The sequence below is a fragment of the Streptomyces sp. NPDC058985 genome (assembly GCF_042740985.1).
Taxonomy (GTDB): Bacteria; Actinomycetota; Actinomycetes; order Streptomycetales; family Streptomycetaceae; genus Streptomyces.
Window position 1 is genome coordinate 57498 of the sequence record NZ_JBHYJX010000020.1, and the last position, 20296, is coordinate 77793.

14 protein-coding genes are annotated in these 20296 nt (G+C 72.5%); all 14 read left to right on the forward strand.

What is annotated here, in order from left to right:
• Positions 1-430: 430 nt before the first annotated feature.
• The 14 genes from ACFW01_RS19335 to ACFW01_RS19400 all read left to right on the forward strand — a co-directional run bounded on the left by ACFW01_RS19335 (position 431) and on the right by ACFW01_RS19400 (position 20291).
• Complete coding sequence (locus ACFW01_RS19335; protein WP_234957711.1) at positions 431-1924, forward strand: sugar transferase; 1494 nt, start codon at positions 431-433, stop codon at positions 1922-1924.
• Between the two features lie 73 nt (positions 1925-1997).
• On the forward strand, positions 1998-3317 hold the full coding sequence (locus ACFW01_RS19340) for a nucleotide sugar dehydrogenase (RefSeq protein WP_234957712.1): 1320 nt from the start codon (positions 1998-2000) through the stop codon (positions 3315-3317).
• Positions 3307-4593 carry a glycosyltransferase family 4 protein gene (locus ACFW01_RS19345; protein ID WP_384504897.1) on the forward strand — a complete coding sequence of 429 codons (1287 nt, stop codon included), beginning with the start codon at positions 3307-3309 and terminating at the stop codon, positions 4591-4593. Before ACFW01_RS19340 ends, ACFW01_RS19345 begins: the two co-directional genes overlap by 11 nt.
• Positions 4583-5950, forward strand: coding sequence for a Wzz/FepE/Etk N-terminal domain-containing protein (locus tag ACFW01_RS19350; protein WP_384504900.1), 1368 nt, complete (start codon positions 4583-4585; stop codon positions 5948-5950). The genes ACFW01_RS19345 and ACFW01_RS19350 overlap by 11 nt, the downstream gene beginning before the upstream one ends.
• The gene (locus tag ACFW01_RS19355; protein WP_384504903.1) at positions 5947-7482 is read left to right on the forward strand and encodes a Wzz/FepE/Etk N-terminal domain-containing protein; all 1536 of its coding nucleotides are present in this window, start codon (positions 5947-5949) and stop codon (positions 7480-7482) included. The genes ACFW01_RS19350 and ACFW01_RS19355 overlap by 4 nt, the downstream gene beginning before the upstream one ends.
• A gap of 3 nt (positions 7483-7485) precedes the next feature.
• Positions 7486-9420, forward strand: coding sequence for an asparagine synthase (glutamine-hydrolyzing) (gene asnB, locus ACFW01_RS19360; protein ID WP_384504906.1), 1935 nt, complete (start codon positions 7486-7488; stop codon positions 9418-9420).
• Between the two features lie 16 nt (positions 9421-9436).
• Positions 9437-11623, forward strand: a complete 2187-nt coding sequence (locus ACFW01_RS19365; protein ID WP_384504908.1) for a bi-domain-containing oxidoreductase — start codon at positions 9437-9439, stop codon at positions 11621-11623.
• Positions 11620-13596, forward strand: a complete 1977-nt coding sequence (locus ACFW01_RS19370) for an alginate lyase family protein (RefSeq protein WP_384504910.1) — start codon at positions 11620-11622, stop codon at positions 13594-13596. Before ACFW01_RS19365 ends, ACFW01_RS19370 begins: the two co-directional genes overlap by 4 nt.
• Positions 13597-13605: 9 nt before the next feature.
• Positions 13606-15126, forward strand: coding sequence for a right-handed parallel beta-helix repeat-containing protein (locus ACFW01_RS19375; protein WP_384504913.1), 1521 nt, complete (start codon positions 13606-13608; stop codon positions 15124-15126).
• 1 nt (position 15127) lies between these two features.
• Positions 15128-16381, forward strand: coding sequence for an O-antigen ligase domain-containing protein (locus ACFW01_RS19380; protein ID WP_384504916.1), 1254 nt, complete (start codon positions 15128-15130; stop codon positions 16379-16381).
• A 1-nt stretch (position 16382) separates the two neighbouring features.
• A complete protein-coding gene (locus ACFW01_RS19385) occupies positions 16383-17624 on the forward strand; it encodes a glycosyltransferase (protein WP_384504919.1) in 1242 nt (413 codons plus the stop codon).
• Entirely contained in the window at positions 17621-18856 is a 1236-nt protein-coding gene (locus tag ACFW01_RS19390; protein WP_234957722.1) for a class I SAM-dependent methyltransferase, read from the forward strand. The genes ACFW01_RS19385 and ACFW01_RS19390 overlap by 4 nt, the downstream gene beginning before the upstream one ends.
• Complete coding sequence (locus tag ACFW01_RS19395) at positions 18853-19647, forward strand: sugar phosphate nucleotidyltransferase (RefSeq protein WP_234957723.1); 795 nt, start codon at positions 18853-18855, stop codon at positions 19645-19647. The genes ACFW01_RS19390 and ACFW01_RS19395 overlap by 4 nt, the downstream gene beginning before the upstream one ends.
• Positions 19644-20291, forward strand: coding sequence for a PIG-L family deacetylase (locus tag ACFW01_RS19400; protein ID WP_234957724.1), 648 nt, complete (start codon positions 19644-19646; stop codon positions 20289-20291). The genes ACFW01_RS19395 and ACFW01_RS19400 overlap by 4 nt, the downstream gene beginning before the upstream one ends.
• The last annotated feature ends 5 nt before the right edge of the window (positions 20292-20296 follow it).

The window sequence follows — 20296 nt, forward strand, 5'->3', positions numbered from 1 at the left end:
CAAGGCCGCCGCCCGAGTCCGGGCGGCATCGGGCGCGCGATGAAGCGTGACCGAATAATGGAGGAGACCTCAAAGGTTGAACACAAATTACACACATCCCCTCTTCACACCGAGCCCCGATGGTCTACATTGACCGTGCTTCGACACGAGGCGACCAGTAATGATCTATAGGTCCGGACTTCGGCAGGCCGGCGTTGCGGCCGCGTGCCCTCGCTACCGGACATGGGGATGATCAATTCCTGGAGCCCGAAAGGGCGCTTGGGTGAGGGGAGCACCCAAGGTTTCGGCGGGTACCGGCGCGCCTCGAATTCCAGTAGCTCTGCTTCAAGTAGCTCTGCATTGCCGCATCGGCACGGAAGGCGGGGGCCTCCCGGCAGAGCAGAACAGTGTTGGGCGAACACGTCGAATCACTGGGGACCTGGGGGGTTCTGTGCGGCAAGGGGGAATAGTCAGCCCTTTTCCGGCTGCGGGCGGGAGCCTGGCGAACGGGGCGGTCGGCCGGCCCGCGGCCGACTGGGAACAGCGATACCGCCGTACCGTGATCACCACCGATACGGTGGCGACCGCCGTCGTGGTGGCGGCGATCGGCAACTTCTTCGGGGCTCGGGACGCGGCCAACTGGCACGAGAAGTGGGGAATCCTCGCCTTCGGCACCGAACTGCTGGTGCTGGGCGCGCTCGCGGTGAGCCGGTCGTGGGCCCCGGGGGTGCTCGGCCAGGGTGCCGAGGAATTCCGCCGGCTCGGGCGCTCACTGTTCATGGCGACCGTCGTACTGGCGCTCGGCGGCATCGCCCTCACCTCGCGCAACATCAAACTCTGGATCTTCGTCGCCATTCCCGCGATCGCGCTCGTCACCATGACCGCGCGGTACGTGCTGCGGCTGTGGCTGCACCGGCAGCGGAAGGACGGGCGGTGCCTGATACCGGTGCTCGCCGCCGGGAGTCCGGCCACCGTGCGCGACCTGATCACGCGGACCCGAAGATTCCCGCATCTCGGCTGGCGGGTCGACGCGGTGTGCACGACGGACGGTCTGGGGACGGACGGTCAGGGACACGGCGGTGACCAACTGGACGGAGTGCCGGTCGTCGGCCGGCTCTCGGACGTCGCGGGCCACGTCCACCGCGACGGCTACCGTGTCGTCGCCGTCACACCGGACCCGCACTGGTCGCCGGACCGGCTGCAGCGACTGGCCTGGAACCTCGAGGGCAGCGACACCGAGATGGTCGTGGCGCCCGTGCTGATGGAGGTGGCCGGACCGCGGCTGCACATCGACGCGGTGCTCGGCATCCCCTTACTGCGGGTCAGCATGCCGACCTTCACGGGTGGCCGCCGCGCGATCAAGGGCATCGTCGACCGGACGGGCGCGGCGATCCTGCTGCTGCTGTTCGCGCCGCTGATGGTGTGCGTGGGGCTGCTCGTACTGGTCGACAGCCGGGGCGGGGCCTTCTACCGCCAGCGCAGGGTCGGCAAGGACGGCCGCGAGTTCACCATTCTCAAGTTCCGCACCATGGTCGCCGGGGCGGACCGGGCGCGTGCGGCGCTGGCCGATCGCAACGAGGGCGCCGGCCTGCTGTTCAAGCTCCGTCGGGACCCGCGGGTGACCCGGGTCGGGGCGGTGCTGCGCCGGTACTCGCTCGACGAACTTCCGCAGCTTTTCAACGTGTTGACCGGTTCGATGTCGCTCGTCGGCCCGCGGCCCCCGTTACCGGAGGAGTCCGCCGCGTACGGCCCGGACATCCGGCGGCGGCTGCTGGTCAAGCCCGGACTCACCGGCCTGTGGCAGATCAGCGGACGCAGCGACCTGTCGTGGGACGAGGCGGTGCGGCTGGACCTGCGGTACGTGGAGGACTGGTCGCTCGCCCTGGACACAGTGATCTTGTGGAAGACGCTGCGTGCGGTGTTCTACGGCCAGGGGGCCTACTGATGCGCCGGAGCCGTGGTCCGGCCGGTGCACGGACCGCAGGCCCGGTGGGCCTGCCTGGGGGGAGGAACGCGTCATGAGAGTCAGCGTCTTCGGGCTCGGCTACGTGGGCTGTGTGTCGGCCGCGTGCCTGGCCAGTATCGGCCACGAGGTCATCGGGGTGGACGTGAACCAGGTGAAGGTCGACCTGGTCAACGACGGCAAGGCCCCGGTGGTCGAGGAGCGGATCGGCGAGCTGATCGCCGAGGTCACGCGGAGCGGCGCGTTACGTGCCACCGTCGACGTCCACGAGGCCGTCATGCACAGCGAGGTGTCGCTGGTCTGCGTGGGCACCCCGTCGGAGCCCAACGGCAGCCTGTGCACCACGTACTTGGAGCGGGTCACCGAGCAGATCGGCGCCGCACTGGCCGACAAGGGCGGGCGGCACACCGTCGTGTTCCGCAGCACCATGCTCCCCGGCACCTGCCTCAACCTGCTGGTGCCGATCCTGGAGAAGGCCGTCGGCGGCACGGCCGGCGTGGACATCGGGGTCGCGGTCAACCCGGAGTTCCTGCGCGAGGGCACGAGCGTGCGGGACTTCTTCGACCCGCCGAAGACCGTCATCGGCGAGCTGGATCCCGCCAGTGGCGAGGCGGTGATGGAGCTGTACCACGGCCTGCCCGGCGAGGTGTTCCGGGTGCCGATCCCGACGGCGGAGGCGATCAAGTACGCCGACAACGCGTTCCACGGCCTCAAGATCGGCTTCGCGAACGAGCTGGGCGCTGTGTGCCAGGCGCTGGGCGTGGACTCGCACCAGGTGATGGACGTGTTCCTGGCCGACCGCAAGCTGAACATCAGCCCCGCCTATCTGCGGCCCGGCTTCGCCTTCGGTGGTTCCTGCCTGCCCAAGGACCTGCGCAGCCTGGTCCACGCGGCGCAGCGGGCCGACGTCTCGGTGCCCATCCTCTCCCACGTGCTGCCCTCCAACTCCGACCATCTGCAGCGCGCTGTGGAGCTGGTCGAGCGCACCGGCAAACGCCGGGCGGGCCTGCTCGGGCTGTCCTTCAAGCCCGGCACCGACGACCTCCGCGAGAGCCCGCTGGTCGAGCTGGCGGAGCGGCTCTTCGGCAAGGGGTACGACCTGCGGATCCACGACGCCAACGTGAGCCTGTCCCGGCTGCTCGGCGCGAACCGCGAGTACATCGAGACGCGGCTGCCGCACCTCGCGCAGCTGCTCGCGGATTCCGTCGAGGAGGTGCTCGAACACGCGGAGGTGTGTGTGGTCGGGACCAGGGACCCGGCGGTGCTGTCGGCACTGCCCCGTGGCGCCGGCGGCCCCGTGATCGTCGATCTCGTCCACCTTCCCGACGCCGAGGCGCGCCGGGCCGAACCGGGGTACATGGGCCTTGCTTGGTGACACGGCGTCGAATGACGCGAAGGGCGGCGCCCGGCCGGAACGGCGCGCGCTGATCCTGGTGGAGAACCTGTCGGTCCCGTTCGACCGGCGGGTGTGGCAGGAGTGCACGACGCTGCGCGACGCGGGCTGGACGGTGCACGTCATCTGTCCGCGGGGAACGAAGCGGGACACGGAGCCGGAGGCGGAGATCGACGGGGTGCGGATCCACCGCTACCCGTTGCGCGCCGCCACCGGAGGACCGGCCGGCTATCTGCGGGAGTACGGGGCGGCGCTCTGGCACACGGTCCGGCTGGCCCGGAAGGTCGGCCCGGTCCACGTGGTCCATGCCTGCAACCCGCCCGACCTGCTGTTCCTGCCCGCGTTGTGGATGAAGCGGCGCGGCGCGCGGTTCGTCTTCGACCAGCACGACCTGGTACCCGAGCTGTACCTGTCCCGGTTCGGCCGCGGTGAGGACCTGCTCTACCGCGGTGTGCGCGCCCTGGAGCGGCTCACCTACCGGGCCGCGGACGTCGTGATCGCCACCAACGAGAGCTACCGGGACGTCGCGGTGCGCCGTGGCGGCCGGCGTCCGGCGGACGTCTTCGTGGTCCGCAGCGCTCCCGACGTCGACCGGTTCCACCCGGTGCCGCCCGAGCCGGAGTTGAAGCGAGGCAAGCCGCATCTGCTGTGCTACCTCGGCGTCATGGGACCGCAGGACGGCGTCGACTACGCCTTGCGGTCCCTCGCGAGGCTGCGCGACGACCTCGGGCGGACCGACTGGCACGCGGTGTTCGTCGGCGCCGGTGACACCTTCGAGGAGATGGTGGAGCTGTCCCGGCGGCTCGGGCTCGCGGAGCAGGTGCAGTTCACCGGGCGCATTCCGGACGCCGACCTGGTGCGCTACCTGTCCACCGCGGACGTGTGCCTCTCCCCCGACCCGCGCAATCCGCTCAACGACGTGTCGACGATGAACAAGGTCCTGGAGTACATGGTGATGGGCCGGCCGATCGTCTCGTTCGACCTCCGGGAGGCGAGGGTCTCCGCGGGCGACGCGGCCGTCTACGCGCCCGCCAACGACGAGGCAGAGTTCGCCGGGCTCATCGCGCTGCTCCTCGATGACCCGGAGCGGCGGGAGCGGATGGGCAAGCTCGGCCAGGAGCGGATCGGTGGGGAGCTCTCCTGGCGGAACTCCCAGCGGTCGCTGCTCGCCGCCTACGCCGCCGCCTGCGACGGCCGCACTCCGGTGCCGCCGGCCGGCTCGTCAGTACAGGGCGGGAGCCGCACCGTTGAGCGATGACACCATACGTCTGGTCACCATCGGGCGGATGCTGCGCAGGCGTCGGCGGCTCTTCGCCGTCCTCGCCGTGGTGGGCGCACTCGTCGGCTTCGGCGCCTCCTTGCTGTTCCCGCCGGGATACACGACGTCGGCATCCGTCCTCCTGCCCGGGCAGTGGGAGCAGCGCGAGCTGCTCACCCAGGCGGAGATCGCGACCAGTTCGGAGGTGGTCGACCGCGCGGCCGCCGCGCTCCACTGGAACGGCGTGGACGGCATAGACCTGCGGGACCAGGTGGGCGCCGAGGCCACCGACGGGAACATCATCAAGATCTCGGGTACGGCCGACAGCCCCGGGCGCGCGCAGCGGCTCTCCGACGAGGTGGCCCAGCAGTTCGTCTCCTTCGCCGCGCGGATCGCGGGCGACCACACCGGTTCCGACGCGGCCACGGAGTCCGAGGCGCTGCGGCAGCAGGTCGTGCGGACCAACCGCCGCATCACCGAGCTGGCCGACTCGGCCGACCCCGGGCGGACCGTGGAGAGCGTGCAGGCCCGCACCGAACTGGCGAAGCTGCGCACCACGCTGGCGGACGCCATGAACAAGCTGGAGCAGGCCGACGGGGCGACGGGCGGGGCCAACCTGGTCGTCATGGGGCCGGCGGCCCGGCCGACCGGCGAGGCCCCGCCGACGCGGGTGCACCTCGTCGTGGGCGGGGCACTGCTGTTCCTCCTGCTCGCGGTCGTCGGCCATCTCGTCACCGCGCGGATGAATCGCCGGCCACGCTCCGGCCAGGAGATCGCCGGGGCGTTCGGCTCGGCGCTGCTGGGTACCGTCGACGTACCCGGTGAGCGGCCGGCGCCCCGACCGGAAGGCCGTGGCCGAGGGGCCCGGATCAGCGGCCTGCTGGGCATCGACACGCCCTGGGACACGCCGCCCCCGCAGACGTCCGGCGACGAGGAGGGCAGGCGGATCCGCTACCGGCGGGTGCGCGCTCGCCTCCGGGACCGGCTGCCGGCCCCACGGCGGCTGCTGGTGGTCGTACCGGAGGGCGACGACACCGCCCGCCGGGCCGCCCGGCAACTCGTGGCGGAGGCCGGGGGCGATGCGCTGCTGCGGGTGGCGGAGGTCTCGGTGGACCGGCCGATGGTGCCTGACCGCGACGCCGAGTCCGGTGCCCTGGTCGTGCTCGGCGCGGGCACTCTGACCGCGGGCGAGCTGGTCGGCCTCGCCGAAGCCTGTGCGGACGCCGGGCATGAGGTCGTCGGTGTCGTCGTCGCCACCACCGTCCTGGCCCCCCGGGCCCGGGTGGCCGCGCGCCCGCCGCGTCACCCGGCGCCGGCGGTCGCGGTCGGCGACGACGCGAGGGGAGGTTCGGCGTGACGACGGACAGGACAGCGGACTCTCCGGCCCCCGCTCCGCTGCTGGACCTGCAGCCGCTGGTGGCGGCGGTGCGCAGGCGCCGACGCCTCTGGTGCTCCCTGGCGATGCTGGGGCTGGTGACCGGCGGGGCGCTCGCGGTCCTGCTGCCGCCGCCACCGACCGCGGTGACGAAGGTGCTGGTCGCCCACAAGGAGGACCAGCCGAACGACACCGGAACGCTGATCCGCACCGACGTCGAGCTGCTGAGGACGACGCGGATAGCCGAAGCGGCCCTGCGCGCCCTCGAGTCCCCGGAGAAACCGGAGGACTTCATGGCGGACTACCGGGGCACCGGCCTGACCAACAACCTGCTCGAGATCACCGTGTCCGGCGACAGCGACGCTGGGGCCGTGGCCCGGGCAAAGGCGCTGGCCGACGCGTTCGTCGCGGACCATGTCCGTCGGATGCGCGCGACCGCGGACGCCGAGTCCAAGGCCCTGCTCGAACAGCGAGAGCGCACGCGAAACGAACTCGCCGAGGTCAACGAGGCGATCGGAGACCGGTCACCGGAGAGCGACCCGAAGGCGTCGGCGAGCCTCGAAACGCTCTTCGCCCGCCGGGCCGAACTCAGTTCACGCGTCGCCGACTTCGACCAGCGGGCCGCGGAGGCGCGTACCGGCACCCCCGGGGTCGTCTCCGGCACACAGATCGTGGACGCCCCCCGCGCGGTGCGGCACTCCCTGCCCAGGACCGCTGTCACCAACGCCGGGATCGGACTCGTCCTCGGGCTGGTCCTCGGGCTCGTGGCCGCGGCGGTCGGCTCCCTGGTGGCGGACCGCCCCGTGCTGCGGCGGGAGATCGCGGCGCACCTCGGGGCCTCGGTCATCGCGGAGCTGCCCCGCCCCGGGTCGCCGAGGCTGTGGCGGCGCCGACGGATCCGGGCGGCGCGCGCACGGCTCGCCACGTCCCTGGCCCGCACCGTACGCGGCTCCGCGGAACCGCTGTCGCTGCTGGAACTGGGGGGCGCGCGCACTGCGGGCGTGATCGCCCTCGACCTCGCGGCGGCACTGTCGGAGCGGGACGGACGGGAGTCGGTGGTCGTCGTCGACGCCCTGCCCGGCCTCCCGCTATCCCGGCGCCGCCCGAAGCCGGGAGACCCGACCGTGATCGGCGGCGAAGGCACCGCCGCGGCCGGGCCGGAGGAGGAGCTCCGGCTCTGCGTCGGCTCGGTGGCGCCGGGCACGGCGTGGACCGATCTGCCGCACCTCGGCAGCCGTACGGTGCTCGTCGTCCGTGCCGGGCACGGCAGTGCCGCCTGGCTGCACACCGTGGCACGGCACCTCGCCGACCAGCGCGTCCCGGTGATCGGTGTGGTGCTGATCGACCCCGATCCACGGGACCGGACCGACGGCACGCTGTGGGACGGGCAGGCCCACGCGCTGCGCGGCCGCGGCGATCGGCCGGCCCGGCGGAACGGGACCGAACGTCCGCGGACGGAGCGGCTGCCGATGCGGGCCGCACAGGTCCCGGACAGCGACCAGGAGGGGCGATAGGACATGTGTGGCATCGCAGGCACCTACCGATGGCCGGACGGGAAGGCCGTGGCCGACCGGCTCACCGACGTCCTCGCCCACCGCGGCCCGGACGGGGCGGGCCGCTACAGCCACCCCGTCGGTGAGGGCGAGGTGCACCTGGGGCACCGCCGGCTGGCGATCATCGACCTGACGGAGACGGGCGCCCAGCCGATGGTCTCGGGGGGCCTCGTCCTGACGTACAACGGCGAGCTGTACAACGCGCCGGAGCTGCGCACCGAGCTGGCCGCCTCCGGGGTGCGCTTTCGCGGTACGTCCGACACCGAGGTGCTGCTGGAGGCGTGGCGGCGCTGGGGCACCGACTGCCTGCCCAGGCTGCGCGGCATGTTCGCGTTCGGGATCTTCGACGAGCGGACCGGTGACCTGGTCCTCGCCCGCGACCAGCTCGGCGTCAAGCCGCTGTTCCTGCTCCGGCGCGGCGAGGGCCTGGTGTTCGCCTCCGAGCTGAAGGCGCTCGCCGCCGTGACCGGCGGGTCGCTGAAGGTGGACCACGGGGCGCTGGTCGCCTCGCTGCTGTACTACTGGGTGCCGGACTCGCGCTGCGCGTTGCGCGGGGCGGAGAAGCTGCCGCCGGGGAGCTGGCTGCGGTGCCGGCCCGACGGCCGGGTGGAGCGCGGCCGGTACTGGAACCTGAAGGACGTCGCGGCCGAGGGCCGGGAGCGGGCGCTGAGCGGCGAACGGCCGGATGTCGCGGCCGTCGTCGAGGAGTCGACCCGGCTCCACCTGCTCTCCGACGTGCCCGTGGCGACCTTCCTCTCCGGCGGGCTGGACTCCAGCTACCTGACCGCGCTGGCCGCCCGCGACCGGCCCGGGATCTCCGCGTACACGATCGGGTTCCGCGCCGAGGACGCCAGGTTCGAGGCGATGCCCGACGACCTGCGTCACGCCCGGCGGGTGGCCGAACGGTTCGGCGTCGACCTGCGCGAGATCGAGATCGCCCCCGACGTGCTCGACCTGCTGCCGCGGATGACGTACCACCTGGACGAGCCGATCGGCGATCCCGCGGCGATCAACACGTTCCTGATCTGCGAGGCCGCCCGGGAGGCCGGGGTCAAGGTGATGCTCTCGGGGATGGGCGCCGACGAGCTGTTCGCCGGGTACCGCAAGCACCTGGCCAACCTGCTCGCGCTGCGCTACCAGCGTGTCCCGCGTCCCCTGCGGCGCGGCGTTTCCGCGGCCGTGGACCGGCTGCCGGTCGCCACGGCGCGTCGCGGCTACCGGTCGGTGCGCTTCGCGAAGCGGTTCCTCTCCTTCGCCGAACTGCCCGAGGAGACGGCGTTCCGGCGCAGCTACACCATGTACGACCGGGACGAGCTGCTCGCCCTGGTCGATCCCGACCTGGCCGGGACGGTGGAGGACGTGCTGACCGAGCACGCCGACGTGTATCAGGACAACGACCTCGACGACTTCGTCAACCGGATGTGCCTGGGTGACGCCCGGATGTTCCTGCCGGGTCTGAACCTCGCGTACACGGACCGGTCGAGCATGGCCGCGTCGACCGAGGTGCGGGTGCCGTACGTGGACGTCGAGGTGGTCAAGGCGGCCTTCGCCGTGCCCGGTGACCGCAAGATCGCCGGACGTCAGGGCAAGGCGGTCCTCAAGGAGGCGGCCGTCTCGGTCCTGCCCCGGGAGATCGTGTACCGGCCCAAGGGCCTGTTCAGCGCTCCGCTGCGGGCCTGGATGAGCCGCGATCTGGCGCCGCTGGTCCGCGAGGTGGTGCACGACGGCGAGCTGGTCCGGGCCGGGTTGCTGCGCCGCGACGCGCTGGCCCGGCTGGTCTCCGAGGACGCCGCCGGGCACCGGGACTACTCCAAGCATCTGTGGCACGTGCTGACCCTCGAGTACTGGTATCGCGGCGCGCTCTCCGGGGCCGGCCAGCACTCTCCCTCGACGGCGTAGAGACAAGAGGACTTCGGTGAAACAGGTTGTGCAGAACTACAAGAGCGGCGAGCTGACGCTGCTCGACGTCCCGGTGCCGGGGTGCAAGCCGGGCGGTGTGCTGGTGCGGAGCGCCTACTCGCTGATCTCCACCGGGACCGAGCTGATGAAGGTGTCCGAGGCGGGCATGTCGATGGTCGGCAAGGCCCGCTCCCGGCCGGACCAGGTCGCCAAGGTGGTGCAGAGCGTGGCCACCAACGGAGTGCCCGCCACCTACCGCAAGGTGATGGGCAAGCTGGACTCCTACACGCCGCTCGGCTACTCGCTGTGCGGGGTGGTCGAGCAGGTCGGCGCCGGGATCGACGACGTGTCCGTGGGCGACGTGGTGGCGTGCGCGGGCAACGAGCACGCGCTGCACGCCGAGGTGAACTGGGTCCCGAAGAACCTCTACACCCGGGTGCCGGACGGTCTCGCGCCGCGGCACGCCGCGTTCGGCACCGTCGGATCGATCGCGTTGCAGGGCGTACGCCGCGGGGAGCCGCAACTCGGCGAGGTGGCGCTGGTCGTCGGCCTGGGGCTGATCGGTCAGCTGGTGGTGCAGTTGCTGGCCGCTTCGGGGGTGCGCGTCGTCGGGGCCGACCCCGACCCGGTGCGCTGCGAACTGGCCGAGCGTCTGGGCGCGGCGGCCTGCGGCGATCCCTCCTCACCGGCCGTGGAGAACGCCGTCGCCGAACTCACCGGCGGTCACGGAGTGGACCAGGTGTACCTGGCGGCGGGCGGGAGCAGCAACGAGCCCGTCGAGCTGGCCGCGCGGCTGAGCCGGGACCGCGGCCGGGTCGTCGACATCGGCAAGTGCAGCCTGGACCTGCCCTGGAACGCGTACTACGAGAAGGAGCTCGACGTCCGGTTCTCCCGCTCGTACGGTCCCGGCCGCTACGACCCGGAGTACGAACTGGAGGGGCGCGACTACCCGATCGGCTACGTGCGCTGGACCGAGCGCCGCAACCTGGCGTGCTTCCTCGATCTCGTCGCCCGCGGTCGCGTCGACGTGGAGCCCCTGGTCTCCCACACGGCCGACTTCGACGACGCCGTCGAGACGTACCGGAGCCTGAAGGACGGCGGTCTCAAAGCCGTGGCCGTGCTGTTCCGGTACCCCGGACACACGGAGGAGGCGGTGGCCCCGGAGATGACCGTGCCCGCGGTGCGCCGCGGTGGCGGGGCCCCCGCACCGGGCCGGCCCGGCAAGTCGCCGGTGCGGCTGGCGTTCGTGGGCGCCGGGAACTACGCGACGTCGATGCTGCTGCCGCACCTGGCGCGGCGCGAGGGCGTCGAGTTGTCCACGGTCGTCACCACGACGGCGCTGTCCGCGGCCAACGCGCAGCGCAAGTTCGGCTTCGCCCAGGCGACCACGGAACTCGACGCGGTGCTCGACGACCCGTCCGTCGACGCGGTGTTCGTGGTCACCCGGCACAGCTCGCACGCCGAGCTGACCCGCAGGGCGCTGCTGGCCGGCAAGGCGGTGTTCGTGGAGAAGCCGCTGGCGCTGACCGAGGACGAGTTGGCCGGGGTGCTCGCGGCGGTGGAGGAATCGGGCAACGACCGGCTGCAGGTGGGCTTCAACCGCCGGTTCGCGCCGCTGCTCCTGGAGGCGCGGGAGCGGTTCGGCGCGCGGACCGGGCCGGCCAGCCTGCGCTACCTGGTCAACGCGGGCCGGCTGGAGCACGGCAGCTGGTACCTCCAGCAGGGCACCCAGGGCTCGCGGTTCGCCGGTGAGGGCGGGCACTTCATCGACACGGCGAGCCGGCTGCTCGACGCCGACCCGGTGTCGGTCTACGCGACGGCGACGCCCGGCAACGAGGACCTCCAGGTGGTGCTGGGCTACCCGGGCGGCTCGACCGCCACCATCAGCTACCTCACCACCGGCCCGGCCGGGTTCCCCAAGGAGGCGCTGGACCTGGTCGCCGACGGCCGGGCGCTGCGGCTCGACGACTTCGTCCGTGCCTCCGTCTACGACAGCGGCCGGAAGCGGTGGGTGAGTTCCCGGTTGCCGAAGGCGCGGGACAAGGGCCAGAACGCCGAACTGGCCGCGTTCATCAGGGCCGTGCGGACCGGCCGGCCGATGCCGGTGCCGCTGGAGTCGCTGGTGGCCACCACCACGGCCACCCTCGCCGTACAGACCAGTCTGGCCGGCGGCGCGCCGGTCACGTTGGCGGCGGCGCGATGACGGTGAAGTCGGGGAGTCCGGGCTGGTACCTGCGGCGGCTGTCCCGGATGGGGCCGCGGGAGGTCGGCGGCCGGGCGGGCGACGCCCTGCGCAGGCGGCGCTGGCGGTCGGCGCCGCCGCACTGCCCCACCGTGACCGGCGCCCGGTTCACCGCGGTCCTGCCCGCGGGGACGGTCGCCGCCGTGCCGCCGGACGCCGCGAAGCGTCTCGTCGCCGAGGCCGACCGGCTGATGGCCGGGCAGGCCGAGTACTTCGGGGTGGTCCGCGACGACCTGGCCGACCCGGACTGGTGGTACGACCCGAAGACCGGGCGCCGGGCTCCCTGGGGCTATGCCTTCGGGGTGCCGTACCGGGACGAGGAGGTGGTCGGTGACATCAAGCAGATCTGGGAGCTGTCCCGGCACCAGTACCTCACCGTGCTCGCCGCCGCCTACGCGATCACCGGCGACGAGCGGTACGCGGAGCGCGTGGCCGGCCATCTGCGGTCGTGGTGGGCGGCGAACGCGCCGCTGCACGGGGTGCACTGGACCAGCGGTATCGAACTGGGGATCCGGCTGCTGTCGTGGGTGTGGGTCCGCCGGCTGCTCGACGGCTGGCCGGGCGCGGCGGAGCTGTTCGAGCGCAACCCGGTGGCGCTGAACCAGATCTGGCACCACCAGCGCTGGCTGGCCGCCTTCCCCAGCCGGGGGTCCTCGGCCAACAACCACGTGATCGCCGAGGCCGCCGGACAGTTCGCGGCGTCCTGCGCCTTCGCGTGGTTCCCCTCCTCGGCGCGGCTGCAGGCCGACGCGCTGCGGTCCCTGGACCGGCACCTGCGGGGCAACACCTTCCTGTCCGGCCTCAACCGCGAGCTGGCCACCGAGTACCACGGGCTCGTGCTGGAACTCGGCCTGGCCGCACTGGCGGAGGCGGACCTCGCGGACGTGCCGGTGCCGCCGACGCTCCGGCTGGTGCTGCTGCGGATGACCGACGCGCTCGCGGCGATCGTCGACGACCGGTTGCGGCCGCCGCGCCAGGGGGACGCCGACGACGGCCACGGGCTGGTCCTGGACGGCGCGGGCACCGACCGCTGGGGCTCGCTGCTGGCCACCGGGGACGCGGTGTTCGGGCGGTGCGCATGGTGGCCGGACGTGACCGGAACCGACGTACGCACCCCGCTGCTGGCCGCGCTCATCCGGCCGTACCCGAAGGACCGAGCCGCACTCCCGGTGACCCGCCCGGCGAGCCGGCCGGCCCATTTCGCCGACGCGGGGCTCACCGTCCTGCGCGGACCGGCCGGGATCTGGTGCCGCTGCGACGGCGGTCCGCACGGCTTCCTGTCCATCGCCGCGCACGCGCACGCGGACGCGCTGTCCGTGGAGGTCCGGCAGGACGGCGTCGACGTGCTCGCCGACCCCGGGACGTTCTGCTACCACGGGCAACCCGTGTGGCGCCGGTACTTCCGGTCGACGCTCGGGCACAACACCCTGCAACTGGACGACGCCGACCAGTCCGTCTCCGGCGGCCCGTTCCTGTGGACCCGGCACGCCCGCAGCCGGGTGCTGGCCGCGGACCCGTCCGGGGCCCTGGACGGGGGGACGGCCCGCTGGTGCGCCGAGCACGACGGATACCAGCGGTCCGTGCACCGCCGCCGGGTGGAGCTGACGGCCGCGAGCCGGGAGCTGAAGGTGGTCGACGAGGTGCGCGGTCCGCGCCGGTCCGTGCGGCTGGCCTTTCACCTGGGTCCGGCGATCGCCGCGGACCTGACGGGGAGCCGGGCCGCCCTCAGCTGGACCCGGGACGGCGCGGAGCGCTCCGCCGTGCTCGACCTGCCCGGGGAGCTGAGCTGGCGGGCGCATCGCGGCGAGACCGATCCGCCGCTGGGCTGGTACTCCGCCGGTTTCGGGCGCAAGGAACCCGCCACGACGCTCGTCGGCACCGGCTTCTCCGACGGGGCCGAGGGGTTCACCACCGTACTCAGGTTCCACGGCTAGGGGGGCCGCGTGGGGATCAAGTGGCGGCGCTGGGCGTTGCCTGCCGCACCGCTGGCACTGGCCCTGCTGGCGGCGACCGGCTGTGAGAGCACGCAGGGCGCTCGGCCGAAGCCGGCCGCCGCGCCGACCGCGTCGGTGGCACGCGTGTGCGCCGAGCCGGCCGCCGGACCGGCGAAGGCGCCCGCGGGCGCGGTGACGGTGGACGCCGCGGTCGCCGGCGATCTGGCCGCGAAGACCAGGAAGAGTCCCCCGAACACCACGTTCTGGCTGCGGCCGGGCACCCACCGGCTCCAGCCGGACCGCTACGCGCAGGTCGTCCCCAAGGAGGGGAACCGCTATCTCGGTGCGCCGGGCGCGGTGCTGGACGGCCGGAAGACCAACCAGTACGCGTTCGGCGGCACCGCCCGCGACGTGACCATCCGCCACCTGACCGTGCAGGGGTTCGTCGCGCCGCACGACGAGGGCGTGGTCAACCACGACTCCGCCGACGGGTGGGTGATCGAGCACGCGACGATCCAGTACAACTCCGGTGCCGGGCTGATGGCCGGGGCCCGCCAGCGGGTCCGCGCCAGCTGTCTGCGCGGCAACGGCCAGTACGGCATGAACGCGTACAAGGGCGGCGGCGGCATCACCGGCCTGGTGGTCGAGGGCAACGAGATCACGGGCAACAACAGGGACGACTGGGAGCGGCGGCGGCCGGGCTGCGGCTGCACCGGAGGCGTCAAGTTCTGGGCCGTCGACGGCGCCGACGTCCGCGGCAACTGGGTGCACGACAACCGCGGAGCCGGACTGTGGGCGGACACCAACAACAACGACTTCCGCATCGAGGGCAACGTGCTGGAGGCCAACGACGGAGCCGCGCTGATCTACGAGACCAGCTACAACGCCGTCGTCCGCAAGAACACGATCCGGCGCAACAACTGGGTCGAGGGCCGCCGTTACGCCGACCGCGGCGACAGCTTCCCGCTCGCGACCGTCTACGTGTCCGAGTCCGGCGGCGAACCGCGGATCCGGGCCCGCACGGACAGGATCGAGATCTACGGCAACACGCTGGAGAACAACTGGTCCGGGATCACCCTGTGGGAGAACGCCGACCGGTTCTGCAACAGCCCGGCCAACACCTCCTCCGGTGAGTGCACGCTCCTGGTGAAGGACACCGACCGGTGCGCGCAGCCGGCCATCGCCACCGCACCGCTGTACGCCGACTGCCGGTGGAAGACCCAGCGGGTGGACATCCACGACAACCGCTTCGTGCTGGACAAGTCCGTCGTCGACTGCACGACGCTCTGCGACCGGATGGCGGTACTGGCCAACTACGGCACCTACCCGGACTGGTCGCCCTACCAGGGCGAGCGCGTGGCGGAGGCGATCACCGGCGAGCAGCACAACCGCTGGTACGACAACGTCTACGTCGGCGCGTGGACGTTCGTCGCCCACGACCCGAGCCGCACCCTCGACTCCGGACAGTGGCAGGGCATGCCGTACCGGCAGGACGAGGGCAGTACCTTCCGCGCTCGGGACGGTGGTTGAGATGGTGGTTGAGAGGGCCGCCGAGCACACCACGCCGAGGACCGTGGCGACGGTCTGGGGGCTGCTGGTCCTCAACACGCTGGGTTCCACCGGGGCGGAGACCATCGTGCCGCTCCCCCGCTCCCTCATCCAGATGGTCACCATGGGCGCGCTGGCCGCCGCGTTCGCGCTGGCGCTCGTGGTCAACCTCCGGCTGCGCGTGCGGGCGAGTTCCTTCCTCCTCCTGCTCACCCTGCTGCTGGTGCCGAGCGTGCTCTCCAGCCTGAGCCTGGAGTCCGGGTTCGGCGCGTTGTTCCGCTGCGCCCGGCTGGCGCTCTTCCTCGCCACCCTGTGGCTGCTCAGCCGCTGGTGGGACGGCGGCACGACGTTCGTCCGGCACCACATCCGGACGTACGTGGCGGTCCTCGGGACGGTGGCCGCCGGCGCGGTCGTCTCACCGGGCACGGCCCTGCCCGACCTGTACGGCGGGCGGCTGGTCGGCGCCCTGTGGCCGCTCACCCCGCCGCAGATCGGACAGTACGCCGCGGTCGTCATCGGCCTCACGGTGCTGCTCGTGCTCGGCCACCGGACCGACCGGACCAGTGCGGCGGTGGTCGTCGTGCCCGCACTCGTCCTGCTCATGCTGACCCATACCCGGACCGCCACGCTGGGTCTGCTGGTCGGGCTGGCCCTGGCGATCGGCTCGCTCGTCCTGACCAGCGCCGCCGCCCGGCGGTTCTTCACCTGGGCGGTGGGGTGCGCCGCGCTGGCGGCGGTGGTGTTCGGCTCCGCGCTGCACGCCTGGTTCCTGCGCGGCCAGAGCGAGGAGAACTTCACCAGCCTCACCGGGCGGGCCAAGGTCTGGGACGCCCTGCTGGCGGCTCCCCGGACAACTTCGGAGTACCTGTTCGGCGCGGGCCTGGGCGACAAGTCGTTCGGCGGGCTGCCGATCGACAACAGCTGGCTGGCCGTCTACCACGAGCAGGGCGTGACCGGCGTGGCGCTCGTGGCGGGCATGGTCGTCGTCCTGGGCGCCGTCGCACTGCTGCGGCCGCCCTCGCTGTCGAGGGCCTGCGCGATCTTCCTGATCGGCTACTGCGCCATCGCGTCGTACACCGAGGCGGGGCTGGGCGACGCCTCGCCGTATCTGCTGCATCTGGCCGTGGCCGCGTCGCTGCTGGCGGCTCCCGCCTCGCCGGCCACTGGCCTCCCGACGCCGGGAGCCCCCGGCCGACACGTCCCGCGATGGGCCCGCAGCACACCGGAGGTGACCTGAGATGCACGTCCTCGTGGCGCACAACCGCTACGCCTCGGCGCAGCCGAGCGGGGAGAACAAGGTCGTCGACCAGGAGGTGGCGCTGCTGCGCGGGGCCGGACACCGGGTCGGGTTGTTCGAGCGGCGCAGCGACGAGATCGCCGCCCGGTCGCTGCCGGGCAAGGTCGCGGTGCCGCTCCTCGTGCCGTGGAATCCGGCGGTGCGGGCGGAGTTCGCCGCACGGCTCCGTGCCGAACGGCCGGACGTGGTGCACATCCACAACGTCTTCCCGCTCCTGTCGCCGGCGGTGCTGGCCGCCTGTGCCGACGCGGGTGTGCCCGCCGTCGCCACGCTGCACAACTACACCCAGGTGTGCCCGCCAGGCACCTTGCAGCGGGACGGCCGGCCGTGCACCGAATGCGTCGGGTCCGGTCCGCTGCCCGCGGTCCGGCACGGCTGCTACCGGAACTCGCGGCTGGCGACGGTGCCGCTCGCGGTCAGCATGTCGGTCAACCGGCGGCGCTGGTGGTCCGGTGTGGAGCGGTTCTTCTGCATCTCCGCGGCGCAGCGCGACGTGCTGGTGGGAGCGGGCATGCCGGCCGAAAGGCTGTCGGTGAAGCACAACTTCGTGCCCGAGCCGGGCGCCCGGCGAACGGGCCCCGGCGAGCACCTGCTCTTCCTCGGGCGCCTCGCGGAGGCCAAGGGCGTGCGGCTTCTGATGGCCGCGTGGGACGAGATCGCCGCCGGTGGTGGCGTGGGCGTGCCGCTCGTGATCGCCGGCGCGGGGCCGCTGGAGCGGGAGGTGACCGCCTGGGCGGCGGGCCGGGACGACGTGCGGTACGTCGGGCTGTACGACCCGGCCCAGTGCCGGGAGGCCGTCGCTCGGTCGGTCGCCGTGGTGGCGCCGTCCACCTGGCTGGAGGCGTTCGGCCTGGTGGTCGTGGAGGCGATGGCCGCGGGGGTCCCGACCGTCGCCGCCGGTCACGGCGCCTTCGTCGAACTCGTCGAGGACGGGGTGAGCGGGCTGCTGCACCGGCCGGGCGAGCCCGCCTCGCTCGCCTCGTGCCTGCGCCGGATCACGGCCGGGGCGTCCCGGAACCGGGAGATGGGACAGGCGGCCCGGCGCCGTTACGAGCAGGGCTTCAGCCCGGCCGTCGGGCTGGAGCGCCTGTTGGAGGGGTACCGCACCGCGATCGCGGATCGGTCAGCACTGGCCCGGGGCGGGCGCGCCCGCGCGGGCAGGGGGGATGGGAACAGCACATGACAAGATGCCGACTCTGCGGCTCCGAGGCGACGGAGAGCGTCGTCGACCTGGGGGCGACACCACCGTGCGAGAGCTTCCTCTCGGCGGAGCAACTGGCCCAGCCGGAGCCGACATACCCGCTCCACCTGCGGGTCTGCACCGACTGCTGGCTCGCGCAGATACCTCCGCTGATCACGCCGGAGGAGACGTTCACGCAGTACGCGTACTTCTCCTCGTACTCGACCTCCTGGGTGGAGCACGCGCGCGCCTTCGTCGCCGACGCCGCGGCGCGGCTGGATCTCGGCGCCGACGCCTTCGTGGTCGAGGTCGCCAGCAACGACGGGTACCTGCTGCGGCACGTGACGGACCGCGGGATCCGCTGCCTGGGCATCGAGCCCTCGGTGAACGTCGGCGCCGCGGCGCGGGAGGCGGGTGTGCCCACGCTCACGGCGTTCCTGGACCCGGCGACCGGCACCGCCGTCCGCGCCGAGCACGGCCCGGCCGACCTGGTCGTGGCCAACAACGTGTACGCGCACATCCCCGACGTGGTCGGCTTCACCCAGGGGCTGCGTGCCCTGGTCGCCGACGACGGCTGGGTCTCGATCGAGGTGCAGCACCTGCTGACGCTGATCGAGGAGAACCAGTACGACACGATCTACCACGAGCACTTCCAGTACTACACGGTCGCGTCCGCGATCCGCGCGCTGGCGAGCGGCGGGCTCGCCCTCGTGGACGTCGAGCTGCTTCCCACGCACGGCGGTTCCATCCGGCTGTGGGCCCGGCCGGCCGAGGCGGCGGGCGAGCCGACCGGGCGGGTGGCCGACGTGCTGGCCCGGGAGAAGGCCGCCGGGCTGCAGGAACTGTCCGGGTACACCGAGTTCTCCGCCCGGGTGGCCAAGGTGCGCCGGGATCTGCTGCGCTTCCTCGTCGAGGCGGCCGAACGGGGCGAGACGGTGGTCGGCTACGGCGCGCCGGGCAAGGGCAACACCCTGCTCAACCACTGCGGCATCCGGCCCGACCTGCTGCCGTACACGGTCGACCGCAACCCGTACAAGCACGGCAGGTTCACCCCGGGCACCCGCATCCCGATCCTGCCGCCCGAGCAGATCGGCACCGACCGGCCCGCCTACGTCCTCGTCCTCCCCTGGAACCTGCGGGACGAGCTGGTCGAGCAGTTGTCCTTCGTACACGAATGGGGCGGCCGGCTGGTCTTCCCCATTCCGGAACTGAGCATTGTCGAGGTCAAGCGATGAAGGTCGTCCTGTTCTGCGGCGGTTACGGCATGCGGATGCGCAGCGGCACCTCCGACGACGTGCCCAAGCCGATGGCGATGGTCGGCCCACGGCCGCTGATCTGGCACGTCATGCGGTACTACGCGCACTTCGGGCACACCGAGTTCATCCTGTGCCTCGGGTACGGCGCGCACCACATCAAGGACTTCTTCCTCAACTACGAGGAGACGACGTCCAACGACTTCGTCCTGCGCGGCGGGCGCACCGAGCTGCTGTCCACGGACATATCCGACTGGACCATCACGTTCGCGCAGACCGGCATCGAGTCGCCGATCGGGGAACGCCTGCGCCGGGTGCGCCACCACCTGGACGGCGACGAGATGTTCCTCGCCAACTACGCCGACGTGCTCACCGACGCCCCGCTGCCGGAGATGATCGACCGGTTCGCCGCGCGCGACGCCGGGGCGTCGATGATGGTCGTCCCGCCGCAGTCGTCGTTCCACTGCGTGGAGCTGGGCGAGGACGGTCTGGTGGGCGGCATCACCGCGGTCGGCGAACTGCCACTGTGGGAGAACGGCGGCTACTTCGTGCTCCGTCAGGAAGTCTTCGACCACATACCGGAGAACGGCGACCTGGTCGCCGACGGATGCGCCCAACTGGCCAAGCGGGGACGCCTGGTGGCGCATCAGCACCGCGGCTTCTGGAAGCCCACCGACACGGTGAAGGAGCGGGCCGCCCTCGACGCCGCCTACGCCCAGGGCGACCGTCCGTGGGCCGTGTGGGAGCGGGCCGGCGTCGGAGCGCGCGCGTGATCGGGCTCGGGGCAGGGCCCCTGGACCGGATCGTCGCGGTGGGCGCGCACTGCGACGACATCGCCATCGGTGCCGGCGGCACCCTGCTCACGCTGTGCCGCGCACGGCCGGGCGTCCGCGTCGACGCCCTGGTGCTGTCCGGCGGTGGCGGCGAGCGGGAGCAGGAGGAGCGGGCCGCGCTCGACGCCTTCTGCCCGGGCGCCGATCTGCGGCTGACCGTGCTCAAGCTGCCGGACGGCCGGATGCCCGCGCACTGGGAGGAGGCCAAGGCCGCGGTCGAGGAGCTGCGCGAGCGGACCGAACCGGATCTCGTGCTGGCGCCGCGCACCGACGACGCGCACCAGGACCACCGCGGCCTGGCGGAACTGATGACCACCGCGTTCCGCGACCACCTGGTGCTCCGCTACGAGATCGCGAAGTGGGACGGCGATCTCGGGCGCCCGGTGGCGTACCAGCCGCTGTCTTTGGAGATCGCGGAGCGGAAGGTACGGCTGCTCCAGGAGCACTACCCCTCGCAGCGGCACCGGCCCTGGTACGACCGGGAGGCCTTCCTCGGTCTCGCCCGGATCCGCGGCATCGAATGCCACGCGCGCTACGCCGAGGCGTTCGCCGTCACCAAACTCACTCTCAACCTGGGGGGTTGAACAAC

Excerpts from the sequence above, each read along its gene's own strand:
- ACFW01_RS19340 (WP_234957712.1), top strand. The coding sequence starts at position 1,998 with ATGAGAGTCAGCGTCTTCGGGCTCGGCTACGTGGGCTGTGTGTCGGCC.
- asnB (WP_384504906.1), top strand. The coding sequence starts at position 7,486 with ATGTGTGGCATCGCAGGCACCTACCGATGGCCGGACGGGAAGGCCGTG.
- ACFW01_RS19370 (WP_384504910.1), top strand. The coding sequence starts at position 11,620 with ATGACGGTGAAGTCGGGGAGTCCGGGCTGGTACCTGCGGCGGCTGTCC.
- ACFW01_RS19380 (WP_384504916.1), top strand. The coding sequence starts at position 15,128 with ATGGTGGTTGAGAGGGCCGCCGAGCACACCACGCCGAGGACCGTGGCG.
- ACFW01_RS19385 (WP_384504919.1), top strand. The coding sequence starts at position 16,383 with ATGCACGTCCTCGTGGCGCACAACCGCTACGCCTCGGCGCAGCCGAGC.
- ACFW01_RS19390 (WP_234957722.1), top strand. The coding sequence starts at position 17,621 with ATGACAAGATGCCGACTCTGCGGCTCCGAGGCGACGGAGAGCGTCGTC.
- ACFW01_RS19395 (WP_234957723.1), top strand. The coding sequence starts at position 18,853 with ATGAAGGTCGTCCTGTTCTGCGGCGGTTACGGCATGCGGATGCGCAGC.